General features: G+C 72.4%; 18 protein-coding genes. 12 read left to right on the top strand and 6 right to left on the bottom strand.

Annotated elements, in window-relative coordinates:
* Positions 1 to 44 precede the first annotated feature (44 nt).
* The 7 genes from ACSMXR_RS01790 to ACSMXR_RS01760 all read left to right on the top strand — a co-directional run bounded on the left by ACSMXR_RS01790 (position 45) and on the right by ACSMXR_RS01760 (position 7,260).
* Complete coding sequence (locus ACSMXR_RS01790; protein ID WP_137230856.1) at positions 45 to 1,076, top strand: LacI family DNA-binding transcriptional regulator; 1,032 nt, start codon at positions 45 to 47, stop codon at positions 1,074 to 1,076.
* 53 nt (positions 1,077 to 1,129) lie between these two features.
* Positions 1,130 to 2,194, top strand: coding sequence for an aldose epimerase family protein (locus tag ACSMXR_RS01785; RefSeq protein ID WP_473171057.1), 1,065 nt, complete (start codon positions 1,130 to 1,132; stop codon positions 2,192 to 2,194).
* Between the two features lie 136 nt (positions 2,195 to 2,330).
* A complete protein-coding gene (locus ACSMXR_RS01780; protein WP_473171056.1) occupies positions 2,331 to 4,334 on the top strand; it encodes a GTP-binding protein in 2,004 nt (667 codons plus the stop codon).
* A 72-nt stretch (positions 4,335 to 4,406) separates the two neighbouring features.
* Positions 4,407 to 4,901: a MarR family winged helix-turn-helix transcriptional regulator gene (locus tag ACSMXR_RS01775; protein WP_137230862.1), complete on the top strand. Its 495-nt coding sequence runs from the start codon at positions 4,407 to 4,409 to the stop codon at positions 4,899 to 4,901.
* Positions 4,898 to 5,347, top strand: a complete 450-nt coding sequence (locus ACSMXR_RS01770; protein ID WP_473171055.1) for a MarR family transcriptional regulator — start codon at positions 4,898 to 4,900, stop codon at positions 5,345 to 5,347. Before ACSMXR_RS01775 ends, ACSMXR_RS01770 begins: the two co-directional genes overlap by 4 nt.
* A 91-nt stretch (positions 5,348 to 5,438) precedes the next feature.
* The gene (locus ACSMXR_RS01765; protein WP_137230865.1) at positions 5,439 to 5,855 is read left to right on the top strand and encodes an acyl-CoA thioesterase; all 417 of its coding nucleotides are present in this window, start codon (positions 5,439 to 5,441) and stop codon (positions 5,853 to 5,855) included.
* Positions 5,856 to 6,006: 151 nt separating this feature from the next.
* The gene (locus ACSMXR_RS01760) at positions 6,007 to 7,260 is read left to right on the top strand and encodes an MFS transporter (RefSeq protein ID WP_473171054.1); all 1,254 of its coding nucleotides are present in this window, start codon (positions 6,007 to 6,009) and stop codon (positions 7,258 to 7,260) included.
* Positions 7,261 to 7,356: 96 nt separating this feature from the next.
* Here ACSMXR_RS01760 and ACSMXR_RS01755 read toward each other — a convergent pair whose 3' ends face one another.
* The 5 genes from ACSMXR_RS01755 to ACSMXR_RS01735 all read right to left on the bottom strand — a co-directional run bounded on the left by ACSMXR_RS01755 (position 7,357) and on the right by ACSMXR_RS01735 (position 11,467).
* Positions 7,357 to 7,890, bottom strand: coding sequence for an EF-hand domain-containing protein (locus ACSMXR_RS01755; protein WP_473171053.1), 534 nt, complete (start codon positions 7,888 to 7,890; stop codon positions 7,357 to 7,359).
* Positions 7,891 to 8,143: 253 nt separating this feature from the next.
* Positions 8,144 to 9,376, bottom strand: a complete 1,233-nt coding sequence (locus tag ACSMXR_RS01750) for a cytochrome P450 (RefSeq protein ID WP_376187216.1) — start codon at positions 9,374 to 9,376, stop codon at positions 8,144 to 8,146.
* A gap of 65 nt (positions 9,377 to 9,441) precedes the next feature.
* Positions 9,442 to 10,635 (bottom strand): NAD(P)/FAD-dependent oxidoreductase, encoded by a 1,194-nt coding sequence (locus ACSMXR_RS01745; protein WP_473171052.1) that lies wholly within the window; start codon positions 10,633 to 10,635, stop codon positions 9,442 to 9,444.
* The gene (locus ACSMXR_RS01740; RefSeq protein WP_030082396.1) at positions 10,632 to 10,832 is read right to left on the bottom strand and encodes a ferredoxin; all 201 of its coding nucleotides are present in this window, start codon (positions 10,830 to 10,832) and stop codon (positions 10,632 to 10,634) included. Before ACSMXR_RS01740 ends, ACSMXR_RS01745 begins: the two co-directional genes overlap by 4 nt.
* Complete coding sequence (locus ACSMXR_RS01735; protein WP_473172329.1) at positions 10,829 to 11,467, bottom strand: TetR/AcrR family transcriptional regulator; 639 nt, start codon at positions 11,465 to 11,467, stop codon at positions 10,829 to 10,831. Before ACSMXR_RS01735 ends, ACSMXR_RS01740 begins: the two co-directional genes overlap by 4 nt.
* Positions 11,468 to 11,771: 304 nt before the next feature.
* Between ACSMXR_RS01735 and ACSMXR_RS01730 the strand changes: the two genes are divergently transcribed.
* On the top strand, positions 11,772 to 12,554 hold the full coding sequence (locus ACSMXR_RS01730; protein WP_473171051.1) for a helix-turn-helix domain-containing protein: 783 nt from the start codon (positions 11,772 to 11,774) through the stop codon (positions 12,552 to 12,554).
* On the opposite strand, the gene ACSMXR_RS01725 is transcribed toward ACSMXR_RS01730, so the two are convergent.
* Positions 12,544 to 13,461, bottom strand: coding sequence for a MerR family transcriptional regulator (locus tag ACSMXR_RS01725; RefSeq protein WP_473172328.1), 918 nt, complete (start codon positions 13,459 to 13,461; stop codon positions 12,544 to 12,546). The genes ACSMXR_RS01730 and ACSMXR_RS01725 overlap by 11 nt on opposite strands.
* 278 nt (positions 13,462 to 13,739) lie before the next feature.
* On the opposite strand from ACSMXR_RS01725, the gene ACSMXR_RS01720 reads away from it, so the two are divergent.
* The 4 genes from ACSMXR_RS01720 to ACSMXR_RS01705 are packed head-to-tail and all read left to right on the top strand — an operon-like array spanning position 13,740 to position 17,696.
* Positions 13,740 to 14,774 (top strand): iron-siderophore ABC transporter substrate-binding protein, encoded by a 1,035-nt coding sequence (locus ACSMXR_RS01720; RefSeq protein WP_137230879.1) that lies wholly within the window; start codon positions 13,740 to 13,742, stop codon positions 14,772 to 14,774.
* Positions 14,771 to 15,811 (top strand): FecCD family ABC transporter permease, encoded by a 1,041-nt coding sequence (locus tag ACSMXR_RS01715; protein WP_473171050.1) that lies wholly within the window; start codon positions 14,771 to 14,773, stop codon positions 15,809 to 15,811. Before ACSMXR_RS01720 ends, ACSMXR_RS01715 begins: the two co-directional genes overlap by 4 nt.
* On the top strand, positions 15,808 to 16,860 hold the full coding sequence (locus ACSMXR_RS01710) for a FecCD family ABC transporter permease (RefSeq protein ID WP_137230881.1): 1,053 nt from the start codon (positions 15,808 to 15,810) through the stop codon (positions 16,858 to 16,860). The genes ACSMXR_RS01715 and ACSMXR_RS01710 overlap by 4 nt, the downstream gene beginning before the upstream one ends.
* A complete protein-coding gene (locus tag ACSMXR_RS01705; protein ID WP_137230883.1) occupies positions 16,857 to 17,696 on the top strand; it encodes an ABC transporter ATP-binding protein in 840 nt (279 codons plus the stop codon). The genes ACSMXR_RS01710 and ACSMXR_RS01705 overlap by 4 nt, the downstream gene beginning before the upstream one ends.
* Positions 17,697 to 17,721 lie beyond the last annotated feature (25 nt).

Genomic DNA, 17,721 nt, shown 5'->3' with positions numbered 1-17,721 from the left:
ACCGTGCGGACCGGGCCGAGTCGAACCAAGCAACAAGGAGTGCCGTGGGCGTCAGCCTCAAGGACGTAGCTCAACGGGCGGGCGTGTCCATCAAGACCGTGTCGAACGTGGTCAACAACTACCAGCACGTCACCCCGAAGATGCGGGCCAAGGTCCAGCAGGCGATCGACGAGCTCGGCTACCGGCCGAACCTCACCGCCCGTCATCTGCGCAAGGGCCGCACCGGCATCATCGCGCTGGCCGTCCCTGAATTCGGCAACCCGTACTTCGCGGAGCTGGCCGGCGAGGTCGTCGACGCGGCCGCCCGGCACGACTACACCGTCCTGGTCGACCACACCGCGGGCCAGCGGGAGAAGGAACTGCTGGTCTGCCAGGGCTTCCGCTCCCACGTCATCGACGGCCTCATCCTCAGCCCCATCCACCTGGAGACCGAGGACCTGATGGCCCGCACCGAGACCGCGCCGCTGGTGCTGCTCGGCGAGCGCGAGTACGAAGCCCCCTACGACCACATCGCCATCGACAACGTGGCCGCCGCCCGCGAGGCCGTCGCCCACCTCATCGCGCTGGGCCACCGGCGTATCGCCTTCCTCGGCTCCCGCACCGGCCAGGAACGCCAGCCCGCCCACCTCAGGCTGCGCGGCTGGCGCGAGGAACTGGCCGCCTCCGGCATCGAACCGGACGAGTCCCTGGTCGTCGTCACCGACGGCTACGGACGCGAGGACGGCGCGGCCGCCATGGCCTCCCTCCTCGACCGTGGCGAGCGGCCCGACGCCGTGTTCGCGTACAACGACATGATCGCGACCGGGGCCATGCGCACCATCACCGAACGCGGCCTCACCATCCCGGACGACATCGCCGTCGTCGGCTTCGACGACATCGAGGAGAGCCGGTACGGGGCGACCACCCTGACCACCATCGCGCCGGACAAGGCGGCCATCGCCCGGCTCGCCGTGGACAGCCTCGTCGAACGCCTCGCCGGCACCCCGGTCGCCGAACCCCGCCGGCCCCGCCCCGGCTACCGCCTCGTCGTCCGCGAATCCACCACGCCCCGCGCGCCCTCCGAACCGGCCCGCTAGCGCCCCCACGGCCTGCCGTCGCGGGGCCCCTTCCGCACCCCAAGGAAATCCTCATGCCCACCGTGCACCGCAAACCGTTCGGCCGCGCCCACGGGCAGAGCGAGATCGACCTCTGGACCCTCGACTCGGGCGCAGGCGTCCGGGCCGAGGTCCTCACCTACGGCGGTGTCCTGCACAGCCTCACCGTGCCGGACACCGCCGGCGATCCCGGCCCGGTCGTCCGCTCGCTGCCCGCGCTCGACGACTACACCGACAAGAACCCGTACTTCGGGGCCGTCGTCGGCCGGTACGCCAACCGCATCGCCCACGGCCGCTTCACCCTCGACGGCACCACCCACCACATCCCCGCCAACGACCGGGGCCACGCCCTGCACGGCGGCCCCGACGGCTTCCACACCAGGATCTGGCAGGCCGCCGGGCACCGTACCGACACCGCCGCCGTCCTCCGGCTCACCCTGCACAGCCCCGACGGCGACATGGGCTTCCCCGGAGCGCTCGACGTCAGCGCCACCTACACCCTGGACACCACCGGGACACTCGCCGTCGACTACACGGCCGTCACCGACCGGCCCACCGTCGTCAACCTCACCAACCACGCCTACCTCAACCTCGGCGACGACGACATCCTCGGCCACACCCTCCAGGTCGACGCCGACGCCTACCTCCCCATCGACGCCGACTCCATCCCCGAAGGCCCGCCCGCCCCGGTGACCGACACCCCGTTCGACCTCACCGCACCGCACCGCATCGGCGAACGCCTCGACCGCACCGACGCCCAACTGGAGCGCGCCGGCGGCTTCGACCACTGCTGGGTCCTGCGCCCCGCCGCCCCCGGAGCCCTGCGCCGCGCCGCCCGCCTCACCGCCCCCGGCGACCGGCGGACGCTGGAGCTCTGGACCACCGAACCGGGCCTCCAGGTCTACACCGCCAACCAGCTCGACGGCGCGTTCACCGACGGCGCGGGCCGCCGCCACCAACGCCACGGATCGCTCTGCCTGGAAACCCAGCATCTGCCGGACTCGCCCAACCGCCCCGGCCACCCCAGCACCGTGCTGCGCCCCGGCGAAACCCTGCGCAGCCGCACCGAATGGCGCTTCCCGCACCTGCGGGCGCGATAAATCCCGTTGCGACCGGCGACAACGCCCTGATCTACTCCCCGCAAGCCATCGGAACGACCCAGGAGTTCGATCATGCGCGGAGCTTTCGTGTTCCTCCCGACAGAAACTGACCTTTCTCTCAAGGACATGAAGCTCCGTGCACACGTTGAATCTGGGAATTCTGGCGCATGTCGACGCCGGTAAGACAAGCCTGACCGAGCGGCTGCTGCACACCGCCGGAGTCATCGACACCATCGGCAGCGTCGACGACGGCAGCACCCGGACCGACTCGCTCGCCCTGGAGCGCCGCCGCGGCATCACCATCAAGTCCGCCGTCGTCTCCTTCACCGTCGGCGACACCACGGTCAACCTCATCGACACCCCCGGCCATCCGGACTTCATCGCCGAGGTGGAGCGGGCCCTCGGTGTGCTCGACGGAGCCGTCCTGGTCGTCTCCGCGGTCGAGGGCGTCCAGGCCCAGACCCGCGTCCTGATGCGCACCCTGCGCCGGCTGCGGATCCCGACGCTGCTCTTCGTCAACAAGACCGACCGGGCCGGAGCGCGCCACGGTTCGCTGCTCGCGAGCATCGCGGACCGGCTCTCCCGGGACATCGTCGCGATGGGCTCCACCGACCGCCTCGGCACCCGTGAGGCGACCAGCACCGCGTTCACCGACGACGACCCGGCCTTCACCGGAGCGCTCACCGAACGGCTCACCGTCCACGACGACGAGCTGCTCGCCCTGTACGTCGACGACCCGGCGGCCCTCACCGCCGCCCGGCTGCGCACCGCCCTGGCCGAGCAGACCGCCCGCTGCCTCGTCCACCCGGTCTTCTTCGGCTCCGCCGCCACCGGAGCGGGCGTCGAGGAGCTGATCACCGGCATCACCGGGCTGCTGCCCGCCGCGCGCGGCGACGCCGAAGGACCGGTCCACGGCAGGGTGTTCAAGGTGGACCGCGGTGCGGGCGGCGAGCGGAACGCGTACGTCCGCATGGTCGGGGGCACCGTGCGCACCCGGGACGTCCTGCCCTTCCGGAGCGCGGACGGAACGGCGGGCGAGGGCAAGGTCTCCGCGATCGAGGTGTTCGAGAACGGTACGGAGACGATCGCCGCCTCGGTCGGCGCGGGCCGCATCGGCAGACTGCGCGGCCTGGCCGGCATCCGCGTCGGCGACACCGTCGGCACGGTCCCGGCGGCTGCCGGAGCCCGGCACTTCGCCCCGCCGACCCTGGAGACGGTCGTCGTCCCCGCCCGCCCGGAGGACCGCGGCGCCCTCCACCTCGCGCTCGGCAGGCTCGCCGAACAGGACCCGCTGATCGGCGTCCGGCACGACGACGTCCGCCAGGAGGTGTCCCTCTCGCTGTACGGGGAGGTGCAGAAGGAGGTCGTCCAGCAGACCCTGGCCGAGGAGTTCGGCGTGGCGGTCGCCTTCCGGGAGACCACCACCATCTGCCGGGAGCGCCCCGTCTCCACCGGGTCCGCCGTCGCATTCATCGACAAGGACCCCAACCCCTTCCTCGCCACCGTCGGACTGCGCGTGGAACCCGCCCCGTACGGCAGTGGCGTGGAATTCCGCCGCGAGGTCGAACTGGGCTCGATGCCCTATGCGCTGATGCGGGCGGTGGAAGACACCGTGCACGCCACCCTGGGCCAGGGAATGCACGGCTGGCAGGTCACCGATTGCGTCGTCACCCAGACGCATTCCGGATACTGGCCCCGGCAGAGCCATTCCCACGGCACGTTCGACAAAAGCATGTCGAGCACGGCGGGCGATTTCCGCAATCTCACCCCGCTCGTCCTGATGGACGCGCTGCGCCGGGCCGGAACGCGGGTGTACGAGCCGATGCACCGCTTCCTGCTGGAACTGCCCGCCGACGCGTACGGCCCGCTCGCCCAGGTCCTCGCCCGGCTCCGCGCGGTCCCCGGGCCGCCGGTGACGAGCGGCGGGCTCTGCACCCTGGAGGGCGAGATCCCGGCCGCCCGGGTCCATGAACTCCAGCAACTGCTGCCGGGGCTGACCCGGGGAGAGGGGGTGCTGGAGTCCGCCTTCGCCGACTACCGCCCGGTCACCGGACCGGTCCCGGACCGCCCGCGCACGGACCACGACCCGCTGCACCGCAAGGAGTACCTGCTGCGCACGGTGCGGCGGGTGGCCGGCTGAGCGTCCGGCCGCTGCGGGCGGCACCATCGAAAACAGTAGCCATGGATATAATAGCCATGTACTCTATCGGTCATGAGCGCGAGTTCCCCGAGTCCCACGCCCGGATTCCTGGTGTGGCGGCTCGCCAACAAATGGCGTGTGGCGGTCGATCGGGCGATGGCTCCGCTGGGCCTCACCCACGCGCAGTACTCGCTGGTCGCGTCGCTGCACGGCATGCAGCGCGCCGGCGAGCGCCCCAGTCAGCGTCAACTCGCCGACCACACGGGCCTGGAGGCGTTGTACGTCTCCAAGCTGGCGCGGGCCCTGGAGTCGGCCGGTCTGATCGACCGCACCCGCGATCCCCGTGATCCGCGCGCCGTGCGACTCGCGCTCACCGAACAGGGCGAGGCCGTCACACGCCAGGCCATCGAGGTGGTCCAGGAACTGCTCCAGCAGCTGCTGGAGCCGCTCGGCGGCCTCGACGCGGCGCGGACGCGTGCGTTCACCGCTGAACTGACGGCCCTGCTCGACGCACCTCTCGCTCCATCCGTACCGAACGACGAGAGCAACCGGAGGACGACACCATGACCACCGATGCGGCCACCGCACCCGCCAACGCCCGTGATCTCGCCCTGGCCCACTACGCGGCGCGCGGCGTCCTGGAGCGGGTCCTGGCCCGGCACGGCGCCACGTTCCAGCAGCAGGTCGCTCTGCGCGCCGCCGTCACCGCCGACGCCCCGCGGACGCCGGGCGATCTCCTCGCCGAGGTCCGGAACTCTCTCAAGGCGGATCCGGCGGACATCCGCGCCACGCTCGACGAACTGCTGGCCGCACGCCTGCTCGTCCTCGACGGCGAGTATGTCCGCCCCTCCGACGCGGGCCGTGAACTCCTCGCCGCCGTCGGCGCGGAGACCGCCCCCGTCTCCGCCCGCATCTGGGGCGGGATCCCCGCCGAGGACCTGGCCGCCGCCGGCCGTGTCCTCGCCCTGGTCACCGAGCGCGCCAACGCGGAGCTCGCGGCGCCGACCGCCTGACCGGGCGGGACCGGACCGGTCACCGGACGCGACTGGCCATCGGGTCGGACCGCGTCGGAATGGACCGTTTTCCGCAGGCGTTCGCACGGTCATGACCTTCTCCGTTGATGTGACCGTGCGCGGCTACGAGCTCGACACCCAGGGCCATCTGAACCAGGCCGTCTACCTCCAGTACGCGGAGCACGCCCGCTGGGAGTTGCTGCGGGCCGCCGGACTGCCCCAGGAGAAGCTGCTGGCCGACGGGATCGGCCCGGTCCAGCTGGAGGTCACCGTCAAGTACCGGCGCGAGCTGCGCGGCGGCGAGCGGGTCCGGGTCACCTGCCGGTTCGACTACGGCACCGGCAAGACGTTCACCCTGGAGCAGCAGATCCTCAAGGAGGACGGCACGGTCGCCGCGGAGATCACCGGAGTGGCCGGCGTCCTCGACCTGGCCGAGCGCCGCCTCGTCCCGGACCCGCGGGGCCGTCTGGCCGCACTGGCGGGCAACCCGGACCTGCTGACCGGCTGACGGCCTCCGCGCCGGGCGGTGCGCCGCCCTGTCGTCATCGCGGCAGGGCGATGCCGGCGCCGTGGGTGAGAACGGTTCCGACGACCGCCACGCCCAGGGCGCTGCCCAGTTCGCTCCTCGCCCCCGCACCGAACAGGACAGGCCGACCCTCATGTCCGTACCCGCGAAGGAATCCGTCGTCCGGGCCCCCGGCATCCCGCACCTGCTGGTGACGATGCTGTTCTGCTTCTCCGGATTCGCCCTCCTGCTCCCGGTCTCCCCGGCCTGGGCCGTCCACGGAGGAGCCGACGCGTTCGGCGCCGGGCTCGTCACCGCCGTCCTGATGGCCGCCACCGTCCTGGCCCAGCTGTGCGTCAGGGCCACGCTCCGCAGGCTCGGCTGGACCCGCACCCTCGTCCTCGGCGCGCTTCTGCTCGGCCTGCCCGCCCTTCTGCAAGCCCTGAGCGACCACCTGCTGCCGGTCCTGCTGACGACCGCACTGCGCGGAGCGGGCTTCGGCATCGTCACCGTCTGCGGTGCCACGGCGGCGGCCGTACTGGCTCCGCGCGGACGCCAGGGCGCGGTCATCGGCCTCTACGGTCTCGCCGTCGCCCTGCCCCAGGTGGTCCTCACCCCGGCCGCTCCCTGGCTGACCGACACCTTCGCCCTGCCCGCCGTCATCGTCTGCGGCGTGCTCCCCGTCCTCGCCCTGCCCTGGGCGCGGTCGCTCGGCCACGCCGTCGAGGCCCGGGCCGACACCCCGGCGACCCAGGACAGCACCGCCCGGCAGCCGGTCCGCGCGACCACGGTGCTGCGGCGCATCCGGCGTCCCCTGGCCGTGCTGCTCCTGGTCACGGCGGCGGGCGGAGCCGTACTCACCTTCGCCCCGCAGTTCACCGCCACCCCCGCGCTCGCCGCCACGGGGCTGCTCGCCCTCACCGGCACCGCCGCACTGGCCCGCTGGGGCTGCGGAGAACTCGCCGACCGGATCGCGCTGCGGCCCATCACCGGCGTCCTCGCCCTCACCGCGGGCACGGGGCTGGCGCTGATCGCGTACGCCATCGGCTCGGACGCCGCCCCTGTCGCCGCCCTGCTGTCCGGGCTGCTTCTCCTGGGAGCGGCGTACGGAGGGCTCCAGAGCCTCACCCTGGTCCAGGCGTTCGCCTACGCGGGTGCCGAGAACCGGCACGCCACCTCGGTCGCCTGGAACATCGGCTACGACGCGGGCACCGGCGTCGGATCCCTCCTGCTGGGCGTGGCGGCACACGTGGCCACGTTCTCCGCGGGCTTCGCCACCCTGTCCGGTCTGATGGCCGCCGCGGGCCTGGCCGTCCTCCTCATCGGCCACCGTCCGCCCGCCGACTCTCCGCGGGACCGCCCTGGGCGCACGCCCGGGACGCGGCGCCCGTCCCTCGGTGAGCGCTGACACCGACGCGGTGAACGCCCGGGCGAGGCGTTCACCGCGACGGTCAGGTCCGGGGCCAGGGGATCCGCTCCGTCCGTCCTTCCCCGGCGTCGCCGGTCAGACCGCGGTGCCGACCACCAGATGGTCGCCGGGGATACCCGCCTTGCCCGGGGCGTAGTAGTCCTTGATCCCGGCGACCCAGGTCTCCACCCGGATCCGGTCCCCGTCGGTCGGCTCGAACGCGTCGAAGAGCGCGTCGATGTTGTCGGGCTCGAACCCGATCGCCCGCATCAGCGCCATGAACAGCGGGCGCTCGATCAGCCCGTCGCCGTCCGGGTCGCCCAGCGCGGCCAGCGCCTCGGCGAACACGGCGATCGTGGCGTCGAACCGCTCCGGGGAGAGCACGCACGCCGTGAACTCCTCGAAGCTGATCTCGCCGTCCCCGTTGGCGTCCAGCTCGGTGAGCAGGGTCGTCCAGTACCGCCTGAACGCCGCGCGCATCGTGTCCTTCGCCGCCCGGTCCGACGCATGCGCCTCGCGGACGACCCGGTCGGCCATGAGATCGAAATCGTCCTGCTCCAGGACGCCGTTGGCATTGGCGTCGAACAGGGAGAAGACGAGCGCGACCCGCCTGGTGGCCTCAGTGCCCATGAATCCGTCACCTTTCTCCGCACGTCACGTTGGGTCCGACCGCGACTCGGTGCCCGGTCGGCCCCCTCACTGTCGGGCCGGGCGACGGCGTGCACGAAGAATGCGGTGTCCCTTTCACCTGAAGGACGTAACTGGGCAGGCTTAAACGTCGAGTTGAGGCAGACGGGAGGGGCCGGTCACTCCGCGCGCCCCCGGTTCGTACCGTGGACGCGCCGGCCGGGGCGTGCGGCTCCCGGCCGGCGCTCAGGGGCCTTCACCAGGTCACGGGCAGCGCATGGAGGCCGTAGACGACGGCGTCGTACTTGAAGGGCAGCCGGTCGACCGGCTCGGCGGTACGCAGGGTGGGGATCCGCCGGAACAGGGTGGGATAGATGACCTGGAGCTCCATCCTGGCCAGCGGCTGGCCGACGCAGTGGTGGGTGCCCGCGCCGAACGCCTGGTGCAGACGGGCGTTGCGGGTGATGTCGAGCCGGTCGGGGTCGGGAAAGACGGCCGGGTCGCGGTTGGCCAGCTCGCCGAGAAGGATCACCCCGTCGCCCGCCCTGATGGTGCGGCCGCCGATCTCGATGTCCTCCAGCGCGGTCCTGCGGCGTCCCAGATGAACGATGGACAGATAGCGCAGCAGCTCCTCCACGGCCGCGGCGACGACGGCCGGGTCGTCGGTGTCCCGGATGCGGGCCAGCTGATCGGGGTGGTCGAGCAGGATCAGGGTGCCGAGGCTGATCATGTTGGCGGTGGTCTCGTGGCCGCCGAGCAGCAGGAGGACGCCCATGGCGGCGGCTCCGGCCCGGGTCAGCTCTCCGGCCCGGATCCGTTCGGCGAGGGCGGACAGCAGATCGTCGCCGGGACTGTCGAGCTTCTCGCCGACGAGCCGGTGGAGGTAGTCGGCGAGGGTCCGGTGGGCCAGGCCGCGTTCCTCGGCCGTCGCGACGGCCGAGACCAGGGTCTTGCTGTTGGTCTGGAAGAACGCGTGGTCGGCGTAGGGGACCCCGAGCATCTCGGAGATGACGAGGGACGGGATCGGCAGGGCTAGTGCCGTGACCAGATCGGCGGGGCGGGGGCCGGACAGCATCCGGTCGATGTGCTCGTCGGCCATCCGCTGCACCACCGGGCGCAGGGCCTCCACCCGTTTGACCGTGAACGCACCGCTGACCATGCGGCGCAGACGGGCGTGCTCGGGGTCGTCCATGCCGACGAAGCTGAGATCGGTCCCACCGGCGTGCGTGTGCCGCGGGTCCACCGGGCTGGGAAAGCCCGGGCGGGAGAACTCCGCACTGAGCCGGGGGTCCGCCAGAAGAGCCTTCTGCTCCGCGTGGCCGGTCACCGCCCAGGGCGTCGTCCCGCCCCAGGACCGGACCCGGGTCAGCGGGCCGTGATCCGTCAGCGCGCGCAGTTCGGGGGAGGGGTCGAAGGGGCAACGCGCCGAGCGGGGCTGCGGGAAGTCGGGGATGTCGCTCGGGGCGGCGGTGGGGGAGTCGAGGGTCATGGAACTGCCTCCGGTGGGGGGAGTGGGGGGATCGAGCGGGGCGCGGCGGTGGTCCGGCCGCGCGCTCACGAGGGCGTGGGAGCCGTCGGGGCCGCTGTGCGGGTGTAGCGCTCCAGCAGCGTCTGCCGGTGCAGCCGGGTCTGCTTCGGCATGTTCCAGCCGAGCACGCCGACCGGCACGTCGCCCCGCGTGTAGCGGACGACGAACCGCCCCTCGTCGGGGGAGCCTTCGACGACCTCGACGTCGGCGGCGGGTGTCGGCAGGCCGTACACCTGGATCTTCACGTCGTACTGGTCGCTCCAGTAGTACGGGACCGGGGTGAAGGGCCGGTCCGCGCCGAGGATGTCCGCCGCGACGGCCAGGGCCTGTTCAGCGGCATGGGTCCGGTTCTCCAGCCGGAGCGACACCCCCAGCGCGGCGTGGTGCCAGCGGGCCACGTCGCCCACGGCGTAGACCCCCTCGGCCGCCCGGCAGCGGGAGTCGCAGACCACTCCGTCCGCGATCCGCAGCCCGCTGCCCGCCAGCCAGTCGGTGGCCGGCAGCGACCCGACCGCCGCCACCACGAGATCGGCCTCGACGATCTCTCCGGACGCCAGACGCACTCCTCGCGACGGGCCGGCCTCCGGGACCGTTCCGGCCACCAGGGTGCTGTCGCGCAGCTCGACGCCGTGCCGCCGGTGCAGGGCGGCCAGGTGGAGCGCCACCTCGGAGCCGATCTGGTCGGCCATCGGGGCCGGCTGCGGGCCCACCAGGGTCACGGCGGGACCCATGCGCCGTACGGTGGCGGCGATCTCGCTTCCCAGGACTCCGTTGCCGACGACCACGACCCGGGACGCCCCGAGCAGTTCACCGCGCAACGCCGTCGCCTCCGCCAGGGTCCGCAGCACCCGTACGCCGGGCGCGCCGGGAAGAGCGCGCGGGCGCAGCCCGGTCGCCAGCACGACGGCGTCCGCGGCGAGTTCCCGCCCGGCCGAGGTACGGACGGTCCGGGCGGCGGCGTCGAGGGAGCGGGCCGCCTCGCCGAGGAGGAAGTCGGCGTCGAGGGCGTCGAGCGCCTCCTGGGTGCGCAGCCGCGCCCGCTCGGCCGTCCAGTCCCCGGCCAGCACCTGCTTGGAGAGCGGCGGCCGGTCGTAGGGTGCGGTGTCCTCGTCGCCGAGGACGGTGATCCGGCCCGCGAACCCCTTGCGCCGCAGCGCCTCCACCGTGCTGAGGCCGGCCGCGCCCGCGCCGACGACCAGGACGCTCCCGGGCGGGTTCACCGGGCCTCGTCGAGGTGGATGGCGAGCGCGGGGCACACCTCCGCCGACTCGCGCACGGCGGCATGCCGTTCCTGCGGCGGTTCGGCGTCGAGGAGGATGACGATGCCGTCGTCCTCGCGCTGGTCGAACACCTCCGGAGCGATCAGCACGCACTGACCCGCTCCGCAGCACTTCTCTTCGTCGACCGTGATCCTCATGCGGGGTCCTGCTTCCTGGAGTGGGGGGAATTGCCGGGGTGGGGGGAGGTGACCGGCGCGGTGAGCAGGCCGGTGATCGCGTCGCACAACGCGTCGGCCGTGTCCTGCCACGAGGTGGCGGGGGAGGAGACGATCCCGTCGGCCCGCGCGCGCTCCCGTTCCGCGCAGGTGTGGGTGATCAGATGGCGGGCCATCGTGCCGCGCTGGGCGCGGACCTCGGCCGGCAGCGCCTCCAGGCAGCGGCCGAGACCGTCGAGGGTCTGCCGCAGACAGGGCCGGGTGAGGGCCTCGTCGGTGACGAGCGCGCGCATCATCGGGTCGGTCATGACCTGGACGGCGAACCGCGCCTGCCAGGAGGGGGAGCCGAGCGACGCCAGGTACTCGGTGACCGGGCGAACCAGACAGCTCACCCACGTCGTCACGTCCTGAGCGCCTTCGGCGGCCGCGACGTGCCGGGCGCGGATGAGCTCGACGTGTTCGCCGTGCCGGGTCATCAGGGCGCGGACCAGATCGGTCCTGGTGCCGAAGTGATAGCTGACGGCCGTCACATTGCCCTGCCCGGCCGCCTCGGCGATCTGCCGGTTCGACACCGCGGACAGGCCCTGTTCCGCGAAGAGCCGTTCGGCCGCCGCCATGATCGCCTCGCGGGTTCCGGCGGCCCGGTCCGTGCGGGCCGCCGCGCGGTTCACCGGCGTACCCGCCGTGCGGGCGCCCCGGGGTACTCGCGGGTCTTGCGTGCGTCTCTCATGGCTGTCTCCTCGGTCTTCTCGGTACGGCGGCCGAAGCCGGATCCGGTGTCGGCCTCTGTGAACCCAGCCAAGTGCATTCCCTGATTTAAATCAATCGACTGACTTAAAAGTGACGCGTGATCGGCCGTAATCGACAGGGTCCATCGGGTGGGGTGGCCGGTCTCCCCGGCAGGTCTTCTAGGCTGGTCCCGTGACCCAGGAGACCCGGACGCTCCCCGAGCTCGCCCCCGGTTCGGTGGAGACGCCGTTCGTCATCAAGGACTACGGCGAGATCGTCTCCCACGACACGCTCTGGGACGCGCACTCCCACCCCTTCCACGAACTGCTCTGGAACGAGCGCGGCGCCTCCACGGCGGTGGTCGGCGCGCGCGTCTGGACGATCACTCCCACGCTCGGCCTCTGGATGCCCGCGGGCACCTTGCACACCGGTTCGGCGAGCGCCGGCACCTGGCTGCGCGCCAGCTTCTTCGGCTTCCGCACCACCGCGTCGATCTCCGACATCCCCGTCGCCGTCGAGATCACCCCGCTGCTGCGCCTGCTGCTGGAGCGGCTCGGCGAACCCGGCCTCGCTCCCTCCTCCCGGGCCGCTACCGAGGCGCTGGTGCTCGACGTGCTCGCGCCGTCGCCCCGCGAACTGCTCGTCCAGGTCCCCACCTCCGGCCTCCTGCGCCCCATCGCGGACGCGGTCCGCGAGGATCCGGGCGACCAGCGGACGCTGGCGGACTGGGCGTCCGAGCTGGGGGTCAGCACCCGTACGGTCACGCGCGCCTTCAGCGCCGAGACGGGCACGAGCTTCGTACGCTGGGTGGCGGCGGTCCGCGCGCAGCACGCGATCGGCCTGCTCGCCCGGGGCTGGGACGTCGAGTCGGTCGCCGAACAGGTCGGCTACCGCTCCGCGAGCGCCTTCGGCGCCGCCTTCCGGCGGACCACCGGGCTGACCCCGGGGACGTTCCGGCCCGAGCTCACGCCCTGAGCAGGCGGAGGCCGAGATCCGCCGCGTCGAGGCCGACGAGGTCGTCGTTGCGTTCGGCCCACCGGCCGGAGGCGAGGTCGTCGCCGAGGTTGCGCACCGCGCGCTCCTCCGCCTCCGGCCCGACCCTCGTCCACACCGACATCGCACGGCGCGCACGCTCCTCCAGATACGCCCCCGGCCGACGCCAGTACGCCTCGAACAGGCCGTCGGCGCAGTCCCACGGGACGGGCACCGGCTCGGCGCGGGCGCCGATCGCGTCGGCCATCCCGGCGAGCGAGGGGAATTCCGCGAGGACGCCGGTGAACTCGGGCAGGTAGTCGCGGGTGAGCCAGAACCGGTCCTGCCATCCCGGCTCGTCGGTGTCGAAGGTGAGCACCACCACGCGGCGGGCCACCCGGCGGTCGGCAGGCTCGTAGGAGGCGGTGCCGGCCCCGACGTTCAGCACCGTCCGCGCGTCTCCGAGCGCGTCCCAGATCTGCGCGGCGATCCGGGGATCGGTCCGCCGGGTCGCGGTGTAGGCGCCTCCGATCGCGTCGTACAACCGTGCGCCGAGCATGTTCAGTTGCTCCTCCGGCGTCACTTCAAGTCCCTTCGCCCGCCTCCTGAGTTCCCTGTCGATGGCCGTCACCATCGCGTCGGCGCGATCACGCCGCTCCAGCAGCAGGCCGCGCAGCCGGTGCAGGTGCGCGACCGCGTCGGCCGACGGATCGTCGACCGGTTCCGCGATCTCCCGCAGTCCGAAGCCCAGCCGCCGGTAGGCCAGCACCTCACGCAGCCGTTCCACATCGCCCGCCGCATAGGCCCGGTATCCGGCCGCGGTCCGCGCGGACGGCCGGACCAGCCCGATCCCGTCGTAGTGATGCAGCGTGCGGACGCTCACGCCGGCCAGCTCGGCCACGCGTCCCACGGTCCAGTGTTCTTCCACGGCACCGACTGTGCGGCCTGACGTCACGTGAGGGTCAAGAGCCTCAGGTGCCGCCGTCCCGCCGACGACGGATGTCCATATCGCTACAACAGCTGTCTCAAACAGTTGATTGCGACAGGTGCGCTTCCTCTCATAAAGTGCCAAGGCAAGCCTTACCTAAGCCCCTGACGCACGCATCGCGCAGCGCTCCACGACGGCAGCCCACGCCCGGACGCGCGAGAAGCGGCACCCCCGACATCCGGAAAGCCGGGTACACACCCATGTCTTCACACCGCCTCCGCCTGCTCATCGTGGCGGCCGCCCTCGTCGGCGTCTCCGCCTGCGGCGGGACCACCGACACCGGGAACAAGGACGACGAGAACCGTTCCGGCGGCGCGTTCCCCCTGACCGTCGAGCACGCCCTGGGCAAGACCACCATCCCGGCCAAGCCCAAGCGCGTCGCGACCGTCAACTGGGCCAACCACGAAGTGCCGCTCGCGCTCGGCGTCGTGCCCGTCGGCATGTCCGCGGCCAACTTCGGCGACGACAACGACGACGGCGTGCTGCCCTGGGTCGAGGAGAAGCTCGACGAGCTGAAGGCCGACACGCCGGTCCTCTTCGACGAGACCGACGGCATCGACTTCGAGGCCGTGGCGGACACCAAGCCGGACGTCATCCTGGCCGCGTACTCGGGTCTGACCAAGAAGGACTACGAGACCCTCAGCGAGATCGCCCCCGTCGTCGCCTACCCGGACGCCCCCTGGGCGACGCCGTGGCGCGAGATCATCCGGACGAACAGCAAGGCGATCGGGCTGGCCGACGAGGGCGAGAAGCTGATCGAGAAGCTCGACGGGGACATAGCCAAGACCGCCGCGAAGTACCCGCAGCTCAAGGGCAAGTCGGCGATGTTCATGACGCACGTCGACCCCAACGACGTCAGCCAGGTCGGCTTCTACACCACCCACGACACCCGCACCCAGTTCTTCCAGGACCTCGGGATGAAGATCCCCGGATCCATCGCGAAGGCGTCCGAGGGCACGGACAAGTTCGCCCTGACCAAGAGCGCCGAACAGATCGACGCGTTCGACGACGTCGACATCATCACCGGCTACGGCGACGACACCGGCGAACTGCTGAAGACGGTCACCAAGGACCCGCTGCTCTCGAAGATCCCGGCCGTCGAGCGCGGCTCCGTCTACCTCCTGCCCGGCACCAGCCCGCTGGCCACCGCCGCCAACCCGACGCCCCTGTCGATCGGTTACGTGCTGGACGACTACGCCGCCGCCCTCGCCAAGGCCGCGGACAAGGTCAAGTGACCACGCTCGACACCCGTACCCCGCCGGACGCCGTCACCAGGCGCCCGGTGGGCGTGCGCCTGCTGTGGGTTCTCCTCTCCGTGCTCGCCCTGGCCGCCGTGATGGTCGCGTCCGTCGCCTTCGGCTCCCGTGACGTGCCCTGGTCCGACGTCGTCGCGGCGCTCGGCGGCGCGGACGACACCCTGGGCCGGGCGGCGGCGACCAAGCGCGTTCCGCGTACCGTTCTCGCCGTCGTCATCGGCGCGGCCCTCGGCCTCGCGGGCGGCGTGATGCAGGGCGTGACCCGTAACCCGCTGGCCGACCCGGGCATCCTCGGCGTCAACATGGGGGCGTCCCTCGCCGTCGTCACGGCGGTCGCGTTCTTCGGGCTCACCTCGCCGACCGGATACATCTGGGTCGCCATCGTCGGCGCGGCCCTGTCGGCCCTCTTCGTCTACACCGTCGGAACCCTCGGCAGAGGAGGGGCGACCCCGCTCAAGCTGGCCCTCGCCGGAGCCGCCACCTCCGCCGCCTTCGCCTCGCTCGTCAGCGCGGTCATCCTGCCGCGCAACGACATCGCCGGAAGCTTCAAGCTCTGGCAGATCGGCGGCACCGGCGGCGCGTCCTTCGAACGCATCGGCCAGGTCGCGCCGTTCCTCGCGGTCGGCTTCGTCGTCTGCCTGCTCTCGGCCCGCGCCCTCAACTCCCTGGCGCTGGGCGACGAACTGGCCGCCGGACTCGGTGAACGCGTCGCCGTGGCACGGGCCGTGGCCGCCCTCGGCGCCGTACTGCTCTGCGGAGCGGCCACCGCCGTCGCCGGGCCGATCGGCTTCGTCGGCCTCGTCGTCCCGCACACCTGCCGGCTGCTCGTCGGCGTCGACCACCGCTGGCTCCTGCCGCTCTCCGCGGTGCTCGGCGCGGTCCTGCTCACCGCCGCCGACGTCGTCGGCCGGATCGTGGCGCGCCCCTCGGAGATCGACGTCGGCATCGTGACCGCCCTCGTCGGAGCCCCGTTCTTCATCTACATCGTCCGCCGACAGAAGGTACGTGCCCTGTGAGCGCCCCTGTCCTCACCCGGCCGGCATCCGTCGAGGCCGCCACCCGCCGACGCGTCCGCGCCGCATCGCGCCGCCGCCTCGTCGCCCTGGTGCTGGTGGTCCTCGTCGTCGCCGCGTTCGCCGTGACCCTGATGGCGGGCCGCACGTTCTACCCGCCCGGCGACGTGTTCCGGGTGATCCTCGGCGAGCAGGTGCCGGGCGCCTCGTTCACGGTGGGCCGGCTGCGGCTGCCCCGCGCCGTCCTCGCCCTGGTCACCGGATTCAGCTTCGGGCTGGCCGGCGTCACCTTCCAGACGATGCTCCGCAACCCCCTCGCCAGCCCCGACATCATCGGCATCAGCTCCGGGGCGAGCGCCGCCGCGGCCATCGCCATCGTCACCCTGTCCCTCGGCGAGGTCCAGGTCTCCGTCCTCGCCATCGCCGCCGGCCTCGGCGTCGCCCTGCTGGTGTACTCACTGGCGTTCAAGGGCGGCGTCGTCGGCACCCGGCTCATCCTGATCGGCATCGGGATCTCCGCGATGCTCGACAGCATCACCTCCTACGTCCTGTCGCAGGCCGCCGAATGGGACCTCCAGGAGGCGATGCGCTGGCTGACCGGCAGCCTCAACGGAGCCACCTGGGACCAGGTGCTCCCCGCGCTCGCCGCGGCGGCCGTCCTCACCCCGCTGCTGCTCGGCCAGGCCCGTAACCTCTCCGCGCTGCAACTCGGCGACGACACCGCCTCCGCCCTCGGCGTACGCGTCGAACGCACCCGGATCACCGTGATCGTCGCCGCCGTCGGCCTGATCGCCTTCGCCACCGCGGCGGCCGGACCCATCGCGTTCGTGGCGTTCCTCTCCGGCCCCATCGCGGCCCGGATCGTCGGAGCGGGCGGTTCCCTGCTGGTGCCCGCCGGACTCGTCGGCTCGCTGCTCGTCCTCGTCGCCGACTTCACCGGCCAGTTCGCCTTCGGCGAGCGCTATCCGGTCGGCGTCGTCACCGGCGTCCTCGGAGCCCCCTACCTCGTCTACCTGATCATCCGCACCAACCGGGCGGGAGGCTCGCTATGACCACGCACCACCGACTGACCGCCGAAGGACTCACCCTCGGCTACGGCGAACGCATCGTCGTCGACTCCCTCGACCTGGCCGTACCGCCCGGCCGGATCACCGTGATCGTCGGCGCCAACGCCTGCGGCAAGTCGACCCTGCTGCGCTCCATGTCCCGGCTGCTCGCGCCCCGGGCGGGCCGCGTCGTCCTGGACGGCAAGGAGGTGCACCGGCTGCCCGCCAAGGAGCTGGCCCGCACCCTCGGCCTGCTGCCGCAGTCGCCCGTCGCGCCGGAGGGCATCACCGTCTCCGACCTCGTCGGCCGCGGCCGCCACCCGCACCAGGGGATCTTCTCCCGCTGGAACGAGAAGGACGACGCCGCCGTGGCCGCCGCCCTGGAGGCCACCCACACCGAACCGCTCGCCGAACGCGCGGTGGACGAGCTCTCCGGCGGCCAGCGCCAGCGGGTGTGGATCGCCATGGCCCTCGCCCAGCAGACCGATCTGCTGCTGCTCGACGAGCCGACCACCTTCCTCGACGCCAGCCATCAGATCGAGGTCCTCGACCTGCTGACCGACCTCAACCGGTCACGCGGCACCACCATCGTCATGGTCCTGCACGACCTCAACCTCGCCGCCCGGTACGCCGACCATCTGATCGCCCTGGCCGGCGGCGGACTGCACGCGTCCGGCACCCCCGCCGAGGTGCTGACGGAGGAGACCGTACGGGCCGTCTTCGACCTCGACAGCCGCATCATCGAGGACCCCGTGTCGGGCCGGCCCCTGATGCTCCCGATCGGCCGCCACCACGTCCTGGACCGGGCCGGGGCGCTGCCCGCAGGGGAGCCGGCCGGCTGAGCGCCGGGGCGTGCGCCCCTCTGAT

This window comes from Streptomyces sp. DSM 106670 (genome assembly GCF_055792845.1).
The sequence above is the reverse complement of the archived record's forward strand: the minus strand, read 5'-3'. Positions and strand labels throughout refer to the sequence as shown.

Coding starts and splice junctions, on each gene's coding strand:
- ACSMXR_RS01735 (WP_473172329.1), bottom strand. CDS start 11,467: ATGGCGGCGGCCGAACGGCTCTTCGCGGAACAGGGCCTGTCCGCGGTG.
- ACSMXR_RS01720 (WP_137230879.1), top strand. CDS start 13,740: ATGTCTTCACACCGCCTCCGCCTGCTCATCGTGGCGGCCGCCCTCGTC.
- ACSMXR_RS01705 (WP_137230883.1), top strand. CDS start 16,857: ATGACCACGCACCACCGACTGACCGCCGAAGGACTCACCCTCGGCTAC.
- ACSMXR_RS01755 (WP_473171053.1), bottom strand. CDS start 7,890: ATGGGCACTGAGGCCACCAGGCGGGTCGCGCTCGTCTTCTCCCTGTTC.
- ACSMXR_RS01775 (WP_137230862.1), top strand. CDS start 4,407: ATGAGCGCGAGTTCCCCGAGTCCCACGCCCGGATTCCTGGTGTGGCGG.
- ACSMXR_RS01760 (WP_473171054.1), top strand. CDS start 6,007: ATGTCCGTACCCGCGAAGGAATCCGTCGTCCGGGCCCCCGGCATCCCG.
- ACSMXR_RS01770 (WP_473171055.1), top strand. CDS start 4,898: ATGACCACCGATGCGGCCACCGCACCCGCCAACGCCCGTGATCTCGCC.
- ACSMXR_RS01785 (WP_473171057.1), top strand. CDS start 1,130: ATGCCCACCGTGCACCGCAAACCGTTCGGCCGCGCCCACGGGCAGAGC.
- ACSMXR_RS01740 (WP_030082396.1), bottom strand. CDS start 10,832: ATGAGGATCACGGTCGACGAAGAGAAGTGCTGCGGAGCGGGTCAGTGC.
- ACSMXR_RS01765 (WP_137230865.1), top strand. CDS start 5,439: ATGACCTTCTCCGTTGATGTGACCGTGCGCGGCTACGAGCTCGACACC.
- ACSMXR_RS01750 (WP_376187216.1), bottom strand. CDS start 9,376: ATGACCCTCGACTCCCCCACCGCCGCCCCGAGCGACATCCCCGACTTC.